17 protein-coding genes and 2 CRISPR repeat arrays are annotated in these 18,979 nt (G+C 33.8%); of the genes, 5 read left to right on the top strand and 12 right to left on the bottom strand.

All coding sequences use genetic code 11. The annotated features are described in order from the left end of the window. Nucleotides 1-32 precede the first annotated feature (32 nt). Nucleotides 33-956 (top strand): carbamate kinase, encoded by a 924-nt coding sequence (locus A9G17_RS12070; protein ID WP_065738922.1) that lies wholly within the window; start codon nucleotides 33-35, stop codon nucleotides 954-956. A gap of 33 nt (nucleotides 957-989) precedes the next feature. After that, the gene (gene allD, locus A9G17_RS12065) at nucleotides 990-2,039 is read left to right on the top strand and encodes an ureidoglycolate dehydrogenase (RefSeq protein WP_065738921.1); all 1,050 of its coding nucleotides are present in this window, start codon (nucleotides 990-992) and stop codon (nucleotides 2,037-2,039) included. Nucleotides 2,040-2,278: 239 nt separating this feature from the next. On the opposite strand, the gene A9G17_RS12060 is transcribed toward allD, so the two are convergent. The 5 genes from A9G17_RS12060 to A9G17_RS12040 form a co-directional block, all read right to left on the bottom strand. Next, complete coding sequence (locus A9G17_RS12060) at nucleotides 2,279-2,785, bottom strand: hypothetical protein (RefSeq protein ID WP_065738920.1); 507 nt, start codon at nucleotides 2,783-2,785, stop codon at nucleotides 2,279-2,281. Between the two features lie 68 nt (nucleotides 2,786-2,853). After that, nucleotides 2,854-3,248: a CRISPR direct-repeat array (repeat unit 29 nt; unit sequence CGGTTTATCCCTGTGTATACAGGGAACAT). A 524-nt stretch (nucleotides 3,249-3,772) separates the two neighbouring features. Further along, on the bottom strand, nucleotides 3,773-4,465 hold the full coding sequence (locus A9G17_RS12055) for an OB-fold protein (RefSeq protein ID WP_065738919.1): 693 nt from the start codon (nucleotides 4,463-4,465) through the stop codon (nucleotides 3,773-3,775). 1,304 nt (nucleotides 4,466-5,769) lie between these two features. Continuing rightward, a complete protein-coding gene (locus A9G17_RS12050; RefSeq protein ID WP_065738918.1) occupies nucleotides 5,770-6,114 on the bottom strand; it encodes a DUF7079 family protein in 345 nt (114 codons plus the stop codon). Beyond that, nucleotides 6,099-6,887 carry a hypothetical protein gene (locus tag A9G17_RS12045; protein ID WP_065738917.1) on the bottom strand — a complete coding sequence of 263 codons (789 nt, stop codon included), beginning with the start codon at nucleotides 6,885-6,887 and terminating at the stop codon, nucleotides 6,099-6,101. The genes A9G17_RS12050 and A9G17_RS12045 overlap by 16 nt, the downstream gene beginning before the upstream one ends. A gap of 5 nt (nucleotides 6,888-6,892) precedes the next feature. Continuing rightward, the gene (locus tag A9G17_RS12040; RefSeq protein WP_065738916.1) at nucleotides 6,893-7,489 is read right to left on the bottom strand and encodes a PAAR domain-containing protein; all 597 of its coding nucleotides are present in this window, start codon (nucleotides 7,487-7,489) and stop codon (nucleotides 6,893-6,895) included. A gap of 379 nt (nucleotides 7,490-7,868) precedes the next feature. After that, nucleotides 7,869-8,263: direct repeats of the CRISPR family, unit length 29 nt; unit sequence CGGTTTATCCCTGTGTGTACAGGGAACAG. Nucleotides 8,264-8,941: 678 nt separating this feature from the next. On the opposite strand from A9G17_RS12040, the gene asnA reads away from it, so the two are divergent. After that, complete coding sequence (gene asnA, locus A9G17_RS12035) at nucleotides 8,942-9,934, top strand: aspartate--ammonia ligase (protein WP_065738915.1); 993 nt, start codon at nucleotides 8,942-8,944, stop codon at nucleotides 9,932-9,934. A gap of 45 nt (nucleotides 9,935-9,979) precedes the next feature. Here asnA and tenA read toward each other — a convergent pair whose 3' ends face one another. From tenA to A9G17_RS12005, 6 genes are all read right to left on the bottom strand, one after another. Further along, a complete protein-coding gene (tenA, locus tag A9G17_RS12030; RefSeq protein ID WP_065738914.1) occupies nucleotides 9,980-10,642 on the bottom strand; it encodes a thiaminase II in 663 nt (220 codons plus the stop codon). 323 nt (nucleotides 10,643-10,965) lie between these two features. Next, entirely contained in the window at nucleotides 10,966-11,349 is a 384-nt protein-coding gene (locus A9G17_RS12025) for a DUF1161 domain-containing protein (protein ID WP_065738913.1), read from the bottom strand. A gap of 130 nt (nucleotides 11,350-11,479) precedes the next feature. Beyond that, complete coding sequence (locus tag A9G17_RS12020; RefSeq protein WP_065738912.1) at nucleotides 11,480-11,704, bottom strand: hypothetical protein; 225 nt, start codon at nucleotides 11,702-11,704, stop codon at nucleotides 11,480-11,482. Between the two features lie 704 nt (nucleotides 11,705-12,408). After that, entirely contained in the window at nucleotides 12,409-12,609 is a 201-nt protein-coding gene (locus A9G17_RS12015; RefSeq protein ID WP_065739172.1) for a SemiSWEET family transporter, read from the bottom strand. Between the two features lie 328 nt (nucleotides 12,610-12,937). Next, nucleotides 12,938-14,158 carry an MFS transporter gene (locus A9G17_RS12010; protein ID WP_065739171.1) on the bottom strand — a complete coding sequence of 407 codons (1,221 nt, stop codon included), beginning with the start codon at nucleotides 14,156-14,158 and terminating at the stop codon, nucleotides 12,938-12,940. Between the two features lie 35 nt (nucleotides 14,159-14,193). Next, complete coding sequence (locus A9G17_RS12005; RefSeq protein ID WP_065738911.1) at nucleotides 14,194-15,597, bottom strand: aminotransferase-like domain-containing protein; 1,404 nt, start codon at nucleotides 15,595-15,597, stop codon at nucleotides 14,194-14,196. A 427-nt stretch (nucleotides 15,598-16,024) separates the two neighbouring features. On the opposite strand from A9G17_RS12005, the gene pdxS reads away from it, so the two are divergent. Together pdxS and pdxT are read left to right on the top strand one after the other, a co-directional pair. Further along, nucleotides 16,025-16,912 carry a pyridoxal 5'-phosphate synthase lyase subunit PdxS gene (gene pdxS / locus A9G17_RS12000; RefSeq protein WP_065738910.1) on the top strand — a complete coding sequence of 296 codons (888 nt, stop codon included), beginning with the start codon at nucleotides 16,025-16,027 and terminating at the stop codon, nucleotides 16,910-16,912. Further along, a complete protein-coding gene (gene pdxT, locus A9G17_RS11995; protein ID WP_065738909.1) occupies nucleotides 16,912-17,505 on the top strand; it encodes a pyridoxal 5'-phosphate synthase glutaminase subunit PdxT in 594 nt (197 codons plus the stop codon). Before pdxS ends, pdxT begins: the two co-directional genes overlap by 1 nt. A 106-nt stretch (nucleotides 17,506-17,611) precedes the next feature. Here the strand turns inward: pdxT and A9G17_RS11990 are convergent, their stop codons facing one another. Beyond that, a complete protein-coding gene (locus A9G17_RS11990) occupies nucleotides 17,612-18,970 on the bottom strand; it encodes an FAD-binding oxidoreductase (RefSeq protein WP_065738908.1) in 1,359 nt (452 codons plus the stop codon). Nucleotides 18,971-18,979: the final 9 nt, after the last annotated feature.

Raw genomic sequence — 18,979 nt, 5'->3', positions numbered from 1 at the left:
AAGACACTTAAAAACATTATCAAGGAAACAAAATGGAACTTATTGTCATTGCGTTAGGTGGTAATGCCATTGCCAAACGCAATCAACCTTTAACAGTCGATAATCAATATGAAAATATTGATGCAACAACAAAAATTATTGCCAAACTTGCGGGTAAATACCGCTTAGTTATCGTACATGGTAATGGACCACAAGTAGGATTATTGGCTTTGCAAAATCAAGCTTATTCTCAAGTCCCTGCCTATCCGCTAGATATTTTAGTTGCCCAAACCCAAGGCATGCTAGGTTATATGATTGGACGCAGTTTACAACAACACAACAATATTAATAAAGTTGTGACGGTGTTAACACAAGTCGAAGTGGATGAGCATGATCCCTCGTTTATTCAACCAACTAAATATATCGGGCCTGTCTATCAACCCGATCAACAGCAACAATTACAAGCACAATATGGTTGGACATTTAAACAAGATGGTCAATATATTCGCCGAGTCGTTCCCTCACCAAAACCAAAAACAATACTCGAAATTGACACCATAAAAGAACTGCTGACCGATGATGCCATTGTGATATGTAATGGTGGTGGTGGTATACCAGTAATTAAAGATGTGAATGGTTACAAAGGTGTCGAAGCAGTGATCGATAAAGATCACTCAGCTGCAATACTTGCAACGCAGCTTAAAGCCGATCATCTGATGATCTTAACAGATGCCGATGCCGTTTATGAAAATTGGGGCACTCCTGATCAAACTGCATTACGCCATGTCACCCCTGAACGACTAAAACCGTTAGCGGTTGACGATGGTGCAATGGGTCCAAAAGTAAAATCGGTAATTGAATTTGTCGAAAAGACGGGCAACAGAGCTTACATCGGTACATTAACCGATATTGAAGCGTTATTAGATACCACTAAAGGCACCATTGTCAGCCCATCAAATCAACAAAGTAATGAGTGAGTAAACATATCTGGAAAAGATAGGAGTTTTAATATGAGAGTTGATAGACAAACCTTACATCATTTAATCGCTAAAAAATTACATAAAGCGGGTTTAACAAGCGAACACGCGGATATTGCTGCTGATGCCCTAACTTTTGCTGATGCCCGTGGCATCCATTCGCATGGCGCGGTGCGCGTTGAATATTATGCTGAACGTATTGCCAAAGGTGGAATGACACATAACCCTAATGTCACGTACCAAGAGACAGGTCCAGCCAGTGGCATATTAGATTTTGACAATGGGTGTGGTTTAGTGGCCGCTAAAGTAGGCATGGATAAAGCGATTGCCATGGCGAAAAAAAATGGTATTGCAGTGGTAGGTATTCGTCGTATGTCACACAGTGGTTCACTTTGTTATTTTACCGAAATGGCCGCTGAACAAAATTTAATTGCGGTATCTATGTGCCAATCCGATCCAATGGCGGTACCTTATGGCGGCGCAGAAGAATTTTTTGGTACGAATCCTATCGCCTTTGCTGCACCAACAGCCGATAATCGTCTTGTTTCGTTTGATATGGCTACCACAGTACAAGCTTGGGGAAAAATATTGTATGCCAAATCCAAAGGTGTGCCAATTCCACCGACTTGGGCAGTTGACGAACAAGGTGAACCAACAACCGATCCACACAAAGTCAACGCTCTATTACCAATAGCGGATGCCAAGGGTTATGGGCTAATGATGATGGTGGATGTATTGTCAGGCATTTTATTAGGTGTACCATTTGGCAAAAACGTCTCATCAATGTATGCCGACTTGTCTAAAGGACGCGATCTTGGACATTTGCATATTGTTATCAACCCCGATTATTTTATCGGTCTTGAAACATTCAAAAAGAACATGTCTGCCATGCTGGATCAACTAAAACACGTTAAACCTGCTAAAGGAAATAGTGAAGTCTTTTTCCCTGGTGAACGAGGCAAAAAACGTGAAGCGGATTACTTAAAAAATGGGATAGAAATTGTAGATGAAATCTACAACTACTTAATAAGTGATGCTATCCATTACAATCGATATGATCACAAAAATAAGTTTGCAGAATAAAAATCCCCCTGAGTTGGCATGGGATATGAAGATTGACCTTTAGAACTTTCTTAATTAAGAATCCCTGTGCATACAGGGAACACCAGTGACCAATCGATTATGAGTCGCTTTTATGGTGGTTTATCCCTGTGTATACAGGGAACATATGGGTATCGATAGACTCAAAAGCCCAACTGGTGTTATTTCCATCGCTGGTATTTTATTCCTTGCCCTCTCGATATTGAATTCAGAGGTTTAAATTAATTTATTATTCTTATGCAAAAAGCTTCTGTTTTTATTCGTAATGCCTCAATATCATCTTCTGAATCATATTGTTCATTTGGAGTTTTAATATATTCCTCAATCATTAAATAAGTATCATGTGATTTTTTAATTAGAGAATTGGTTGATTTTTCTATTAAATTATTTTCTTTTTTCTCTACTGTTTGCCCCGTATGAGTAATAGTTATATCACTTTCATCCCAATCATTCGATTCCCAAAAACTAAGTCCATCCATTTCAGTTTTACTTATACTATACAGTTTATTATTTTCTATTTTGAATTCTACCTTCCTTATTATATTAAACCCATCGGTAACATAATCAGTAAATTTTCCATTTTTCATTTTCGATCTGTAACCGTCCAATTTACACTCCCACTTACCAACCAAAAACTCATTAGTAACTTTACCGCCACCATCATCACCATCATCACCACAACCAGACAACGCAAAACAAACCAATCCTAGTAATGCAATTCTTTTCATACCATCTCCTTTTTTAGGTAATGGTATGTTATTTAAAAATTAAGGGCAATGAAAAATCGCCACTAGGGCGGTTTATCCCTGTATATACAGGGAACATTTTTCTGTAAATACACCTAATTTTTTTTCAAGCGGTTTATCCCTGTGTATACAGGGAACATACGATTGAGGCTGGGGATCTGGTTTTCGTTGACGGTTTATCCCTGTGTATACAGGGAACATTAGTTATTTCAATGTGACGAACGCCTCGATCGCGGTTTATCCCTGTGTATACAGGGAACATAGCGTATAAATTAGATTGGATCGATTCTGTGCCGGTTTATCCCTGTGTATACAGGGAACATCAGGTCAAAAACCTAACCCTAATGCATCAGTGCGGTTTATCCCTGTGTATACAGGGAACATTATCGGTAATACTCAAATACGCGTTTTTGCTGCGGTTTATCCCTGTGTATACAGGGAACATACCAATTATAACATACTGTTTTATAATTAAAATATTGACTGTGAAATTTCTACCGATTTTTTTGGCTATTTTTTATCAAAATTAGCATTTATAACACTATGTTTTTATTAAATTAATTAAAATTGATGGGAATTAAAATTCGATTCTACGGGATTCCAACAATAAATTTATATTTTTCATATAATTACAAATTGGCAAACAATGAAATATAGAATTGCGATTATTTGAATAGCAAAAAAATGCTATGTAATATTGACGCATCCCCGATTTATCCCTGTATATACAGGGAACATCAGAGACAGCTTTCTCGCCTGCTCGGCATATTCGGTTTATCCCTGTACATACTGGGTACACAAAAAACCATATATTATTATAGATAAATGATAAATTAATGCATATGCCAATAACCTAAATTAGGTTAATTTACAAATAAAGCTGTTTTATCTATATGTATAAGAAATACTTTTCTAGACTAATCTAATATAGAAATTAGTCTGTTTACAATTGAGCCCTTTCGGGCTTTTTTATGGATTAGGCATGGTAAATTGTTTGTCTTCTTCTTTAATGTTATCCGTTACTGTCTCAATAATCTCACTCATATCATCTGGGTTATCTTCAAATTTTTTTTCATCTAATTGGTTAGGATTTTTAATATCAAATTCTTTAAAACTCAGGTAAATCGCTTCAAAAAAATCTTTTGGAACGTCCCCGTCTTTTAGTTGGCTTATATTATTCATTGTGATTTCAAGAAACTTCTGAAAGTAACTGTCAGTAGCTACACAATCCTTTAAAACCGGAAATTTAACATTGTCTTTTGTACCCAGACAGATCAAGTCAAGTTTACTTCCCTTTTTGATGTTCACTGCATCATCTTTATTTTTTAATTCAATAGAAACCAATTCAGATTGATTATCACCATTTGCAACAATATATGGATTACCATTTAAATCCGTTTTTACTTCTGATGTTTCTGTTATAATATTCACTAACTGTTGATCGTATGTTTTGTCGTATTTAGTCAAATCATTACTGAATTCTTTGCTAAGATCTGATACCGATACGATTGGTATTTTTTCACCAATAATTGATTCACCGTTTGTTCTAAAAACAGCAATATCTTCATTTATAAGTAACTCAGTAAATTTTTTTGCATTATCATTAGCAAAAGCGTTGAAACCGATCAAAGTTAATATTGAAATTGCAATTAAATTTTTCATTCCTTACTTCCATTTATTATTGAATAATAACAGATGATAAAATAATTAAATTTTTTTCATACTTTAAATTTTATTTTGGGTAATAGTATTTTATTTAGATGATTTGGGCAATAAAAAACCGCCTAAGCAGTTAAGTGAATAAATTATTAATTCCTTTTAAAAAGAAGACTTTTCATAAACTATTTTATGGAAAGAGATCGTAATATGCAGTTATAAACAAAACAAATTCTGTAAGCGCTATTGAGCATAATCAATAAAATAACTTTGTATTTATAAGTTTAGTTGCTTATCTATACTGATAGGTAAAAATTCATTTATTTTATACTTTTACCATGCAATCCTTAAAAACTCATTAATCAATCAAATATATGTCGTATAAATAATATTTAGAATCCATTCATATAAAGTTAACAACTTCTAATCTATTATGATTTATCCCTGTGCATACAGGGAACGCTATCCACTGATTGCTTCTGTGTCTAGTTCTGCCGGTTTATCCCTGTGTGTACAGGGAACAGATCGTTTAATTTTTCAGCCACCAATTTTTTAGCGGTTTATCCCTGTGTGTACAGGGAACAGCCAGTATCTACTGCGATAAATCGCTCGCCCTCCGGTTTATCCCTGTGTGTACAGGGAACAGAACACGTCAATAATCCGCAAACACTGGTGGGACGGTTTATCCCTGTGTGTACAGGGAACAGACCAATTATAACATACTGTTTTATAATTAAAATATTGACCACCAAATTTCTACCAATTTTTTAGGCTATTTTTTATTAAAATCGGTATTAATAACGCACTGTTTTTATTTAATTAATTAGAATTGATGGAAATTAAAATTAGATTCTACGGAATTCTACCAATAAATTTATATTTTTCATGTAGTTAAAAATAGGAATTTTTATTGTTCTATTTTTAATGATTTGTTGTTATCAAAATGACTCTATTTTTATAGTTGTTTGCATGTGTAGCTTAGTTATAAAATTTTTACAAATTAAACTCAAGTAGTGTTTTTTTAGTAAGTGCATTTCTGTAATTTTGAGTGATCCAATATATTCTTTTTGAATGAAAATAATTTTATAAGCGCTGTTATTTGTGATCTATTACTCAATATTAAAAATAAAACTTTATGTCAGCTCAACATGGTATTTTGTCTATAATCATAGATTTAAAATAAATTATTTATTGATTTTTATACTGAAACGTATAGCTAACCTGAAACTTTTTGACAAAGTTTTGTCCCTGTGTTTATAGAAAACTCATATTATCAATTTGATTCAAATAAGATTTTAAAACGATAATAATCATAATAAGCTTTTTAATTTTTGCCATGCATATTTAAATCTAAACTTAAGATAAAAAGCCAAAATACGCATCTTGATTTTACTTATTGGGCGATTTTCTTTTTTTTTGATATCATCAATTGCACTCAATAACTCATCTTCATCAAAAAAGTAGCAGACAGATGGAACAGGTGTGAGCGCATTGTGGTAACAATAAGGTGCGACATAATTAAATAAAGCATGCTCAACATAGGATATTGGAAATAATTTTGCTACTGAAGCAATATGGTTATAATCGACTTCATTATCAACAAATAGATCTGAAAGAGCAATATAAAGATCTTCTTCATTTAACGTATGTTCCACTTTGTAAACTCCTCTATTTCATCATCAAGGCTATCTGCAACTGCTGAACCAATCATCGATCCTCCAATACTGCCAGCTAAAACAACAGCAATAGCACAAAATGGAGCACCTGGACCACATATTGTTGATGCACCTAACCCTGCCAACCAGCCTCCTGCCATCGCTCCTCCAATTCCCATTCCTTGCTTTATAGTTTCTTTCGGTTTATTTTCAGCATTAATAATCTCATAGGTAGCAAGTGATGCCGTCACTAAAATACCAACTTTACCTATAATTTTTAATCGTTTATTTTTTGTTGTATAGTCTTTATTATCACGACCAGAAGAGCTAATTGTTTCATAATATATGATATTTTTTTGTTTAGGTGAAAGATCTTTAAAGTTTAATTTGAATCTTAGCTGTGAATATTTATTTAAATAATATTCATGTGTCTTAGGTCCTGATTTATATTTTTCTGCTCTCGCTAATCCATAAGCTGATGTGTATTTTCTATGCTCTGCCATAATTTGATTTCTCATTTCGTAACAAAATGTAGCAGCCTCTTTCACTGATACTTTCTTCGCGTCAACTAATCCTTTTATTTCTACACTAATTCTTTTTATATTACTTATATAACTCTCTCTTACTTTTGCATCGCTGATTGCATCTTTTGCAAATTTCATTGCAGTATCATTCAGTGCAAACAAAGCATTGTCTAATATTTGATTTGGATCTTCGATTAAATTGTCAGTTTCCGTAGGAAATTGACCTCCCACCATAAGTGTAACCACCATAATTATCAACCTATTATTGTTTTTAATAAATTTTCAGTTATGCTTGATATATTATTATCATCCCCTAAATTCTCTAAGCTTTCTATCTCTATTCTTGCACTATCACATTGTGTATCAATAGTTAGTCTTGCTTTATTATTTTGATCAAAAGTTCCTTTTAATAATTGACCATTATTTAAAGTAACAATGAAGTTTAAACCAGAATAATCTCTATTTGAAGCTATTTGAAATCCAATCCAGTTATCAGCTTTTTTTTGGTTGATTTCTTGTTTATTTATAATGGAATTTGATTGAGATGAATTCGATAGACTATTATTAGAGATATTAATATACATAGTACTTTTTAATGCAATGATTCTATGACCACCAACTGGAGTGCATTTACACGCAATAATACAACCATCATAAGCAACAGGTTTTCCGTCAATAATAAAATTACTTGCCCCCTCTATGATCCTTCCTGTGCTTCTACATTTAGGGCAAGATGCTAAATCGCCCAATAAGGCGACACCATCAATACCACAATAACCATTCCCTGAGGCTGTAATAATCCTACCACCATAATTAGTTATATCTCCCAATACAGCTATTTGTTTAATCATGCTATATTCTCAAGTGCTTTATATCCATTTTTAATATGGAAATATTTTATACAATATAACTATATAAATCCTATTTTTTAGGTTAATGAATGTAAATAGATATTTGGTTATGAACGGATATCTGAGAAAGTAAAAGATTTGACGAATCACATTTGCGCACTCTGTAATTCTGTAATAGCAATAAAGCATAACCGTTTTAACACTGGCGATTCTGTTTTTTTCTCGCAAATTATTCAACTGGTCGATGACAGTGGCTAAGGTTTGTTTATAAATACTAAACAACTGTAACTGAGTAGAGTTAAAATTCATGTCTACTATTGATTAATACCTGTGTATACAGGGAACACAATCAGTAATTGATACAACTCATCACGCAAATCGGTTTATCCCTGTGTGTACAGGGAACAGAAAAGGCAAGAAAGGCAAACACAAATCAATGCCGGTTTATCCCTGTGTGTACAGGAAACAGCGGCGTGACTACCGACGAAATAGGAAATTTGGCGGTTTATCCCTGTGTGTACAGGGAACAGGTATCTGACAATTTTCATTGATAACTACGTTGCGGTTTATCCCTGTGTGTACAGGGAACAGTCCAGATGTAATGACGATAGGTTTACCTAGAGCGGTTTATCCCTGTGTGTACAGGGAACAGGATATAATCTACAACGTGATCCACCATCATACCGGTTTATCCCTGTGTGTACAGGGAACAGTGCAATTGTGATTGGTTCATCAAATTGTTTAGCGGTTTATCCCTGTGTGTACAGGGAACAGACCAATTATAACATACTGTTTTATAATTAAAATATTGACCACCAAATTTCTACCGATTTTTTAGGCTATTTTTTATTAAAATCTGTATTTATAACACACTGTTTTTATTTGATTAATTAAAATTAATGGAAATTAAATTTCGATTCTACGGAATTCTACCAATAAATATATATTTTTCATGTAGTTAAAAATAGGAATTTTTATTGTTCTATTTTTAATGATTTGTTGTTATCAAAATGACTCTATTTTTATAGTTGTTTGCATGTGTAGCTTAGTTATAAAATTTTTACAAATTAAACTCAAGTAGTGTTTTTTTAGTAAGTGCATTTCTGTAATTTTGAGTGATCCAATATATTCTTTTTGAATGAAAATAATTTTATAAGCGCGGTTATTTGGAATTTATTATACTGTTTTAAAAGTAAATACTTATATTGGCTCAATATTATATTTTTTTATAAACATAAAATTAATTTAGATTATTTATTTATCTTTTATACTGAAACGTATGGTTAACCTGAAACTTTTTGACAAAATAGAAATACCTATTATTTGTTAGTAAACAGACTATAAATTGTTGATCACTATTGTCACTCTTTGCATTTGGCTGATTGTATCTTGCAAATTTTTATTTTCTAGTTTAATTTACCTGCACAAATTATAAATAATTAGAGACTAAACATGCAGATATCATTTAAAGAACAACAGCAGCGAATTAGCTTTGTAAAACAATTTTTTGCCGATAAGTTAGCGGAAAATTTATCATTAATCGAAGTTCAAGCCCCTCTACTGAGTAAAGTTGGTGATGGTGTTCAAGATAATTTATCTGGAACTGAAAACGCAGTGCAAGTTAAAGTGAAAACCATTAATGATGCCCAATTTGAGGTAGTGCATTCACTCGCTAAATGGAAACGTAAAATTTTAAGTGATCACCATTTTGCTGTTGGTGAAGGCTTATATGCTAACATGAAAGCATTGCGTCCTGATGAAGATCGCTTATCACCTATTCATTCTGTCTATGTTGATCAATGGGATTGGGAAAAAGTAATTCGACCAGAAGATCGTAATCTAACTTATTTAAAACAGACGGTTGAAAAAATTTATTCAGCCATTAAAGCGACTGAAAAAGCAGTATCCGAAAAATATCATCTTTCCCGTTTTTTACCTGAATCAATAACCTTTATGGACAGTGAGCAACTGTTAAAACGTTATCCAAATTTATCCCCTAAAGAGCGTGAAAATGCGATAACTAAGGAACTTGGCGCTGTATTTTTAATTGGTATTGGCGGTAAGTTGGCAAATAACGAAAAACATGATGTTCGTGCTCCAGATTATGATGATTGGAGTAGCGATAATGAAATGGGTTCTAAAGGATTAAATGGTGATATTTTAGTTTGGAATCCAATTTTAAATAGCGCATTTGAAATTTCATCTATGGGTATTCGTGTCGACCCAGAAACATTAAAACGTCAATTGAAAATTACAGGTGATGAAGATCGGTTACAATTTGCTTGGCACCAAGCTTTAGTCAATGGAGAACTATTACAAACCATAGGTGGTGGAATTGGTCAATCTCGTCTAGTTATGTTACTTCTACAACAAAAACATATTGGTCAAGTTCAAGCTAGCGTTTGGGATGATTCAACCAAACAAAATTATTCACAATTGCTTTAGTCGCAGTAAACATACTTTACCTTAAATGGTAAAGTATGATTTTGACTAAAAACTCCTATCCAATCCCATTTGCCAAAAATTAGCTTCAAGCTGTGTAGCCTGCTTGAATATTGTCGTTAACTGTTCAAATCGGCTCGTATCGATATTTATTAAACGTTGATCAATCCAAGCAATTTCATTTTGCATTGCTTGTTGAAACTCCTTACTGGCATACATTTTAATCCAACTGGTATATGGGTTATTTTTAGCATCATACCAAAGTTGTTTTTTTAACCATTTGGCAATCATACCATAACCGATTAAACAAGGAGCCAATACAATATGTAAGTCTAAAATATCACCTTGTAATCCAACATCAAGCACATACTGCGTATATGCCTTATTTGCTTTGGCTTCCGTTAGCGTATTGAGTTCATTTTCATTTATTCGCCATCTTTTACAATATTCAATATGTAAATCGAGTTCAACTTCAACAATCGTTTTTAAACTATTTAAAGATTGCTTAATTTCTGAAATATCATTACTTTTATAGACAGCAAGTCCCCAAACCCGTGAAAAATTGATTAAAAATAGATAGTCTTGTTTTAAATAGTGCTGGAAACAGGTTATATCTAATGTTCCTTTGCCTAATCGTTGAATAAATTCATGTTGAATATAGTGATCCCAATCAGTTTGACATGATTGAATAAGTGAGTAAAACGATGACATAACAGCTCCTTTTTTAACAACTCAGCTACTGACGAGCAAAACAGTCTTGCAGAAAAAGTCTGTTTTAAACTCCTTTCGTCGGCATTAAACGAATCAGATTCTACTGATATAATTTCAGCCTATAGCACCCCAATTAAATAAATATCTAGAATTATGAACAAAACTTTTACATGAGTAATAATTTATTATTAAGTTTTACTTTCTTTTTGTTCATTTATTATCAACTAAAAAATTAATTTTTATTATTGCAGTTGAGTAGGCTTATTCGGTCACATTGTAGATATAGCTTAGTGAGCCTACTCTATCTATTTTATTAAACTTACTTATCTGTTTTCTGACTCAATTTGGGGTTCCTGATTTTCTGTAGCGGGCGGAGCTGCTGCTTCTTGTTGAACTGATGCATCAGATTGAGTTTTTTGGTTCTGATCTTGGGTTGTTGATGTTTGTTCGGTTGTTTTAGTCGTTGCGGATATATCTTTAAAGAGCACATAAACAATCTTTTGTTGACCACGATCACAAGATCCGACAATTTTACCTTCTGTTTGTTGATCGGCTTGATCTACTGAAATGAGTTTCAATTGAAATTTTGAAGGATCAACACCATTATTTTCTATTTTTTTAGCTATATTGGCACTGATATCATCACAATTAGATGCTACAGCCATCATTGGTAAACTTAATAACAGAACCAAGACTAACTTTTTCATTTCCTTTCCTTTTAATATAGAACTGCCAACATTATAAAACTATTGGTGAATCTGTCTACATTTGTTGTACATAATTACTTCATAAAAGTGAGTGATGATAAAACGAATTTTGGAAAAAATGGAATAATGATTACTGGTGTTGGTTTTCCAATAATTTTAATCTATTCACAATCCAAGTTCGGATATCGTTTAATTCATCTTCCGATAAACTATTCACAAAATCTCTTTTTTCGTGCAATTTTTTTCGATCAGCTTCAGTTAATACTACTCCTTTTAAATTTAACAATACTTCTTTACGGTATACGGAGTAGATAAATTCTTTTATCAAGTCATCTGAAAAATTTATCTCAGTCATAATATTCATTCCTTTTGTCTCATCATTACCTACTTCACAACTATTGAATAAAAATAGCTGGTCTTTTTTCAGGTAAATACCATCAACTACATCGGATAAAAAATGCCATTTATTCTAAAATTTAAATCATTATCAAAATATCACTGACACTTTTTACTATAATATTATATTAAAGTCTTTACAATGGACGAATATTAATCATTCATAAAAATTTTTTAATTTTATATCACCAAAATTATTCACTATACTATTTGATAAGTATTTAACAAACCTGTTGATAACTCTTTATAAAATTGATTTATATTGTTATTTTCACTAGGTTAAAAATTAACCAGCGAATTTTTTGGTTTTATACCCTTAAAAAAAGCAAGTGTTTTTTTACTTTTTTCTTTTACAAAAAAAGCTTTTTATCGTCTAAATTGCAACAAAAAAGCAACAGCCAAATATTAATATTGTGATTGTTGCTTTAACATTATTGGTATTTAAAACGCAGTAAAATTCCAAATAGCAAATAAGAAATCTAAATAGTCAATATTTACAATTGGTAAACTTTACACCTTTTAAAATAGATAGGTTTAAAGTAAACAGCTAATTGCGATAATTCTGTTATTTTGTTAATTATTAAAATTGTTAGGATAAGTTTTTTTAATTAAACAGCGAAAATCAAATATCAAGATTGATTGTCACATTATCATTATTAGAATTTATAATGCGGTTAGAAATGCGATAAAACCAAATATGACACCAGGAGAATTAGCGATTGCAATTGGCCAATCTTTCTTTTCTCGTAATAATCCATAAAACACCCAAAGTAAACAGTTGATTGCAGCCGCTAATGGTTGAGTTGGATTAGATTTTAACCCATGAAGATTATCAATAATTTGTGGAATATAAGAAATATACATACATAACGAAGCTGCTGTTGCGATAATACCTAAATAATGGAAAGCTTTTTTTGATAGTTTCAAAATTGTCCCCTTTTAAATTTCTAAAGATATCTAAATGATTATAATCAGATGTGGAATTACCTGCAATTACACGATCTTGCCCCAAAGTATTCATTATCGTTAAGACAAATCAATGAAATAATAAGGAATGTATGTGTTAAAAAACGATGTTACAGTTATTCATCAGGTTATAAAACGCACTGTGTAGTTTATTAACCAGTAAGATAAAAACCACACAATGCAATTTATTTCTAGGATTGGTGATACTGTTATAAATTACCTGTAATTATTTAAGTTCAGTCTGTTTTGTTTCATAACCTAAAAATATAATACTGATAATTGCAACTAAGATCGATAAACTAAAAAGCCCGAAAATGGTACTGATTGATACATTATTTGCCATTAATAACCCAACCATTAATGGACCTAAAATACCGCCAATACGACCAATTGATGCCGCCATGCCGGCACCCGTTGCCCGAATATTAGTGGTGTATTGTTCTGGCGTGTAAGCATACATCGCCCCCCATGCACCTAAATTAAAGAACGAAAGTAATGCACCAAAGAATAATAACTGGTTAGCGGATTCAGACAAACCAAACAAATATGCGCTTATTAATGTACCAAGTAAATAGGTAACTAACACCCATTTACGCCCAACACGTTCAATTAGCCATGCAACTGTAAAATAACCAGGTAACTGTGCAAGCGTCATTAGCAAAATATATTCAAAGCTTTTAACCATACCAAAGCCTTTCATCATCATAACACTTGGCAACCATAAGAACATGCCATAATAGGAAAACACTACGCAAAACCAAACAATCCATAGCATTAATGTTTGACGACGAAACTTTGTTGATAACAATGACTGTACTTTATGAAGGATGGAATCTTTTTTAGCATTGGAATTTAACTGTATGTATGTTGGTGAATCCGGTAAGCTAAATCGTAAATAGAGCGCATAAAAAGCAGGAGCAGCGCAAATTATCATAGCTCCACGCCAACCAACTGCTGGAAGCGGGATCAGAAAATAAGCAATCAATGCCGCAAGTACCCAACCTACAGCCCAAAAGCTTTCCAGTAATACCACAACCCTACCACGTACCTCTGGTGCAACGCTTTCACTAACTAATGTGGATGCAACGGGCAATTCACCACCTAATCCCATACCAATGAAAAAACGTAATACAAGCAAGCTACCCAGTCCCCATGCAAAGGCACTTAAACCACTGGCAATACTAAACATGAGTAAGGTAAATAAAAAGGCCGATTTACGTCCTTTTTGATCTGCATAAATACCAAATACAAATGCACCCACCGCCATACCGATAGAGTTAACACTACCTATCCATCCCAGTTGAGCAGGTGAAAGCCCCCAATCTTGCTTTAACGCAGCTAAAATAAAAGATAATAAGCCAACGTCCATTGCATCAAACAACCAACCTGTGCCGGCAACAAGTAATAGCTTATTAATCGATAATGATGATACTTTTAAATTTTCCATAATAACTAACAGATAAAATGACTTGAGTTTGCTCATCAAATCAGATTCTGAACAAAATGTCCATAACTTAATCTGACTTTACCCAAGCTATCCCCAAAATCTGAGCCTTGTGCAACAATAATACCTTGAGATAATAGGTGATTTAAAAACATTAATTCTTGAGCCGTATTTGTGACGGGTAAGTTTGCATACAAATGGAAACCACCTAATGATGGTTGATAAGTTATCTCACCTTTAAATTTCGTGTTTAGCCAATCCATTAATAGCTCCGATCTGTATTTTAGTTTTTCACGTAGCAGTTGTTGATGTGCCAGATAGTGGTTCTTTAAATATTGTTCTGCTAATAATTGAGGTAAAATGCTTAACCCTGAATCAATATGTTGGCGGATTTTAGCTAAGTTTTCGATAACTGCTCGAGGCGCAATCATCCAACCAATTCGAATATTTCGACCAATATATTTAGATAATGAACCTAAATAAATAACCTGATCATTACTATCAAACTTTTTAATCGGTGAGATTGCTAAGTTATCGCTAAAGGCTAAATTACTATAAGCATCATCCTCGACGATTCCAATACATTGTGATCGACAAAAATCAAGTATCCTTTTTTTTCGTTTATCACTCATAACAAATCCCATCGGGTTTTGAAAAACAGGATTTAAGAACAACCATTTTACTTGATGTTGTTCTACTACTTTTTTTAAACTCTCCGGCATGATGCCTTGAGCATCACACTCTATGCCATATAAGCGTAATCCCGCTGCTTGAAATAAGGGTAACGAATAAAAGTAAGAAGGAGACTCAATGCCAATCGCATCTCCTGGTTTGAGTAAACCTTGCGTAATTAAGAACAATGATTGCTGAGTACCTGAAGTAATTAAGATCTCATCACTGTTAACTTGCATAGCAAAACATGCTTTCATGTAGTGCACAATCTGTTCTTTAAGTGAGGGTAACCCCAACTGTAGTTGATCACTCTGTTTTTCGTGCATCACTAATTCGTGCGATGATATATTAGGTAATTGTAATTTGGGAATTAAATCAGTGGGTAAATCTCCATTAGCAAGATCATATATTTGAGTTTTACTGTTCCGTAGTTTATCAATTTTTTGTTGATACAATGTTTGTTTGTTTTGATAGAAGAAATGTCCAGGTAAACGCCAATTAATCGTAGAGTAAACTTGCACCCCCCATTTTTGATTATTTACATATGTACCACTACCACGTTTACGAATTAATACACCGCGTTCAGTTAAATAATCTAGAGCATGTACGATAGTCGAACGATTTACTTGCAATTGTTTAGCCAATTCACGTTCTGAAAGTAACCTTTCACCCGAAATCAAAATCCCATGTTCGATATAATACTCAATCAGTTGGATAACTTTTTTGAAAATTGGCCCTTCAAAGGGAACAAGTTTTTGTTTATGCCACATGTTTTACTCTTTTTATATCGGAGTGATAAGTCTAATATTTTTAAAACTGGTATTAAATGGTTGAGTCTTTTAATGCCATCGCAATTTTGTGTGATTAGGTTTCGACTTTTTTAATATACATTTCCTACCATTAAAAAATTATGTCCTAAGAAAAAAACTTTATAATTTTATTTTGGTTTTCATTTATCTCATTGATAATGTTCGCTTTATTACATTAAGTATTGCAAAACAAAGATGATCTATTGAAATAATGGCATTATAAGCAATGTCTAAAAATATACTTAATGTTGCCTAAATTTAACCGAATATAAAATAAAATTGGATGGTTTGATTATAGTCCAATTGGCCGTTTATTCCACTCTTATATTTCTGAATAATAGATACCTGATCTCACATTTTATTATTAAGAACTTTACTAGGAGCAAGCATGAATCAAGTTACAGGAACGCAAACCGTTAAACGTGGCATGGCGCAAATGCAAAAAGGTGGTGTTATTATGGATGTCGTTAATGCCGAACAAGCAAAAATTGCTGAGCAAGCGGGGGCTGTCGCAGTGATGGCTTTAGAACGTGTGCCATCGGATATTCGAGCAGCTGGAGGCGTTGCCCGAATGGCGGATCCAACAATAGTAGAACAGGTAATGAATGCAGTGACGATTCCTGTCATGGCAAAAGCACGTATTGGGCATATTGTTGAAGCTCGTATCTTAGAATCAATGGGCGTTGATTATATCGATGAAAGTGAAGTATTAACCCCTGCCGATGAACAATATCATCTACTTAAAAGTAATTTTACCGTACCATTTGTGTGTGGTTGTCGTGATTTAGGCGAAGCATTGCGTCGTATTGGTGAAGGTGCATCAATGTTAAGAACCAAAGGTGAGCCTGGTACGGGTAATATTGTTGAAGCGGTACGCCATATGCGTAAAGTCAATGAACAAATTCGTATGGTTGTCAGTAAATCTGATGATGAGTTGATGACTTTTGCTAAAGAAATTGGTGCGCCTTTTGAACTAGTAGAACAAATTAAGCAACTCGGTAAATTACCTGTCGTCAATTTTGCTGCTGGTGGCGTAGCAACTCCTGCCGATGCAGCTTTGATGATGCAACTTGGTGCGGATGGCGTATTTGTCGGTTCTGGTATTTTTAAATCACAAAATCCTGAAAAATTTGCTAAGGCAATTGTGCAAGCTACAACCTATTATGATGATTACCCACGTTTAGTGGAATTATCGAAAGGCTTAGGTGAAGCAATGAAAGGAATAGAAATCAGTAAACTTACCGAATCGGAACGCATGCAAGAACGAGGTTGGTAATGACGCAATCGTTAACTTCCAAACGGTTAAAAAAAGTTGGTGTGCTCAATTTACAAGGAGCGGTTAGCGAACACATCACTATGCTAAATAGTTTAGATAACGTGCAAGCTATCGCAGTAAAACATCCTGAGCAATTAGCTGAACTAGATGGCCTGATTATTCCGGGAGGAGAATCAACAACCATTAGCCGTTTGATAAAACAAAATGGACTGTTTGAACCAATTAAACAATTTGCTCAACAAGGTAAAGGTATTTTGGGAACTTGTGCAGGATTAGTATTATGCGGAAAAACCACTACTCATAATGAAGTTGAACAGCTTGCTTTAATCGATATTCATGTTGAGCGTAATGGTTTTGGTCGGCAGATTAACAGCTTTGAAACAAAGTTAGATGTTAAGTTAATCGGTCAACAAATCCCTGCTGTTTTTATTCGTGCTCCCTATATCGCCAAAGCAGGTAAGCATGTAGAACAACTCGCTTTTATTGATGAACATTGCGTAATGGCTAAACAAAATAATATTTTAGTCTGTTCATTTCATCCTGAATTAACACAAGATAATCGCATTATGCACTATTTTGTAGAGAGCTGTTAATCAGTTTTAGTAAAATAGACCATTAATTTAATCAACTAGAAATTAAGCAATAAACTAACAGATTATTATGATCTGTTAGTTTATAGTTTATATGTTAATAGCACTTTTAAAGTTGGGTAATATAGACCTGATGATTCAAAATGTTATTAGGATCAAATTGCTGTTTTATTCGCTGCATTAATTGACGGTTTTCTTGGGCAATGGCATTGTTAAAATATTTTACTTTTGCGGTGCCAATACCATGTTCAGCCGAAGGCAGACCACCTAACTCATGACATTTTTGATATAAGGCATTATGGATTTGCTCGAGTGCTTCTGACCATTGCTTTTCGTCTCGTCCGTCACGCAATATGCATAAGTGAATATTGCCGTCTCCTGCATGACCAAAAGCGAGCATACGAACACCTGATTGGGATTGTAACTGTTTAGTGTAATTAATAAAATCGGCAATGCGATTAATCGGAACGACAATATCAATCGGATCTTGTTCTGTAACTGCCTCAACAGCACGAACCAGTGATCCGCGAACGGTCCAAATTTGATTGGCTTGTTCGAGCGTTTCGGCAATAAAATAGTTGCAATCGCCTAAATTCGCTAATAACTGTTGGCGTTGCTGAACAATGTGTTGCTTGTTCGCACCATCAAGCATAATGATTAAATAGGCCTTAGAATCTGGCAATGGAAATTGGAACCCTAAATAGCGTTCTCCCCACTGAGCCACTTGACGTTCAACAAATTCCAGCGCAGTGGGTGTTAATGTCTGTAATATTGTCGTGATATTGGCAACGGCTTGTTCAATGGTGTTAAATCCAATAATTAATGTTTCAAAGACACTTGGTTTAGCAATCAATTTTAATGTACATTGGGTAATAATACCTAATGTTCCTTCGCTGCCGATAAAAAGATGTTTTAATGACAGCCCCGTATTATCTTTGATATTTTTACTACCAATATTTAATATTGTGCCATCTGCCATAACGACTTCAAGCGCTTGCACATAATCTCGCGTAACACCATATTTAACCGCACGCATGCCACCCGCATTAGTACTAATATTACCGCCAACGGTCGCATTTTTTGCACCGGGATCAGGTGGATAAAAAAGATCCTGCTTTTCAACAAACTGTTGCAAATCTTGCAATAAGATGCCTGATTGTACAGTTACCGTAAAGGTAGATCTATCTAGTTCGATAATGGCATTCATTAACGATAAGTCGATAATCATACCACCATTAGGAATGGTTGAGCCAACTAGATTGGTACCCGCTCCACGTGTTGTAACTTTAAGATTATTTTGATTGGCATATTTGACAAGTTGTGCAACTTCATCCGTAGTTTTAGGATAAACCAAAATTTCCGCTTGCCCATAATGTGATTTAAGCCCATCAGTTAAGTGAGATTGAGGTATATGATCTTTAGTAATGATTCGATCTGAATCAACAATTATATCCGTTAATTTTTTCATGTTGCTTTA

It is taken from the genome of Gilliamella sp. wkB7, from assembly GCF_001693435.1.
Taxonomy (GTDB): Bacteria; Pseudomonadota; Gammaproteobacteria; order Enterobacterales; family Orbaceae; genus Gilliamella; species Gilliamella apicola_N.
This window is presented reverse-complemented; position numbering and strand designations above follow the sequence as displayed.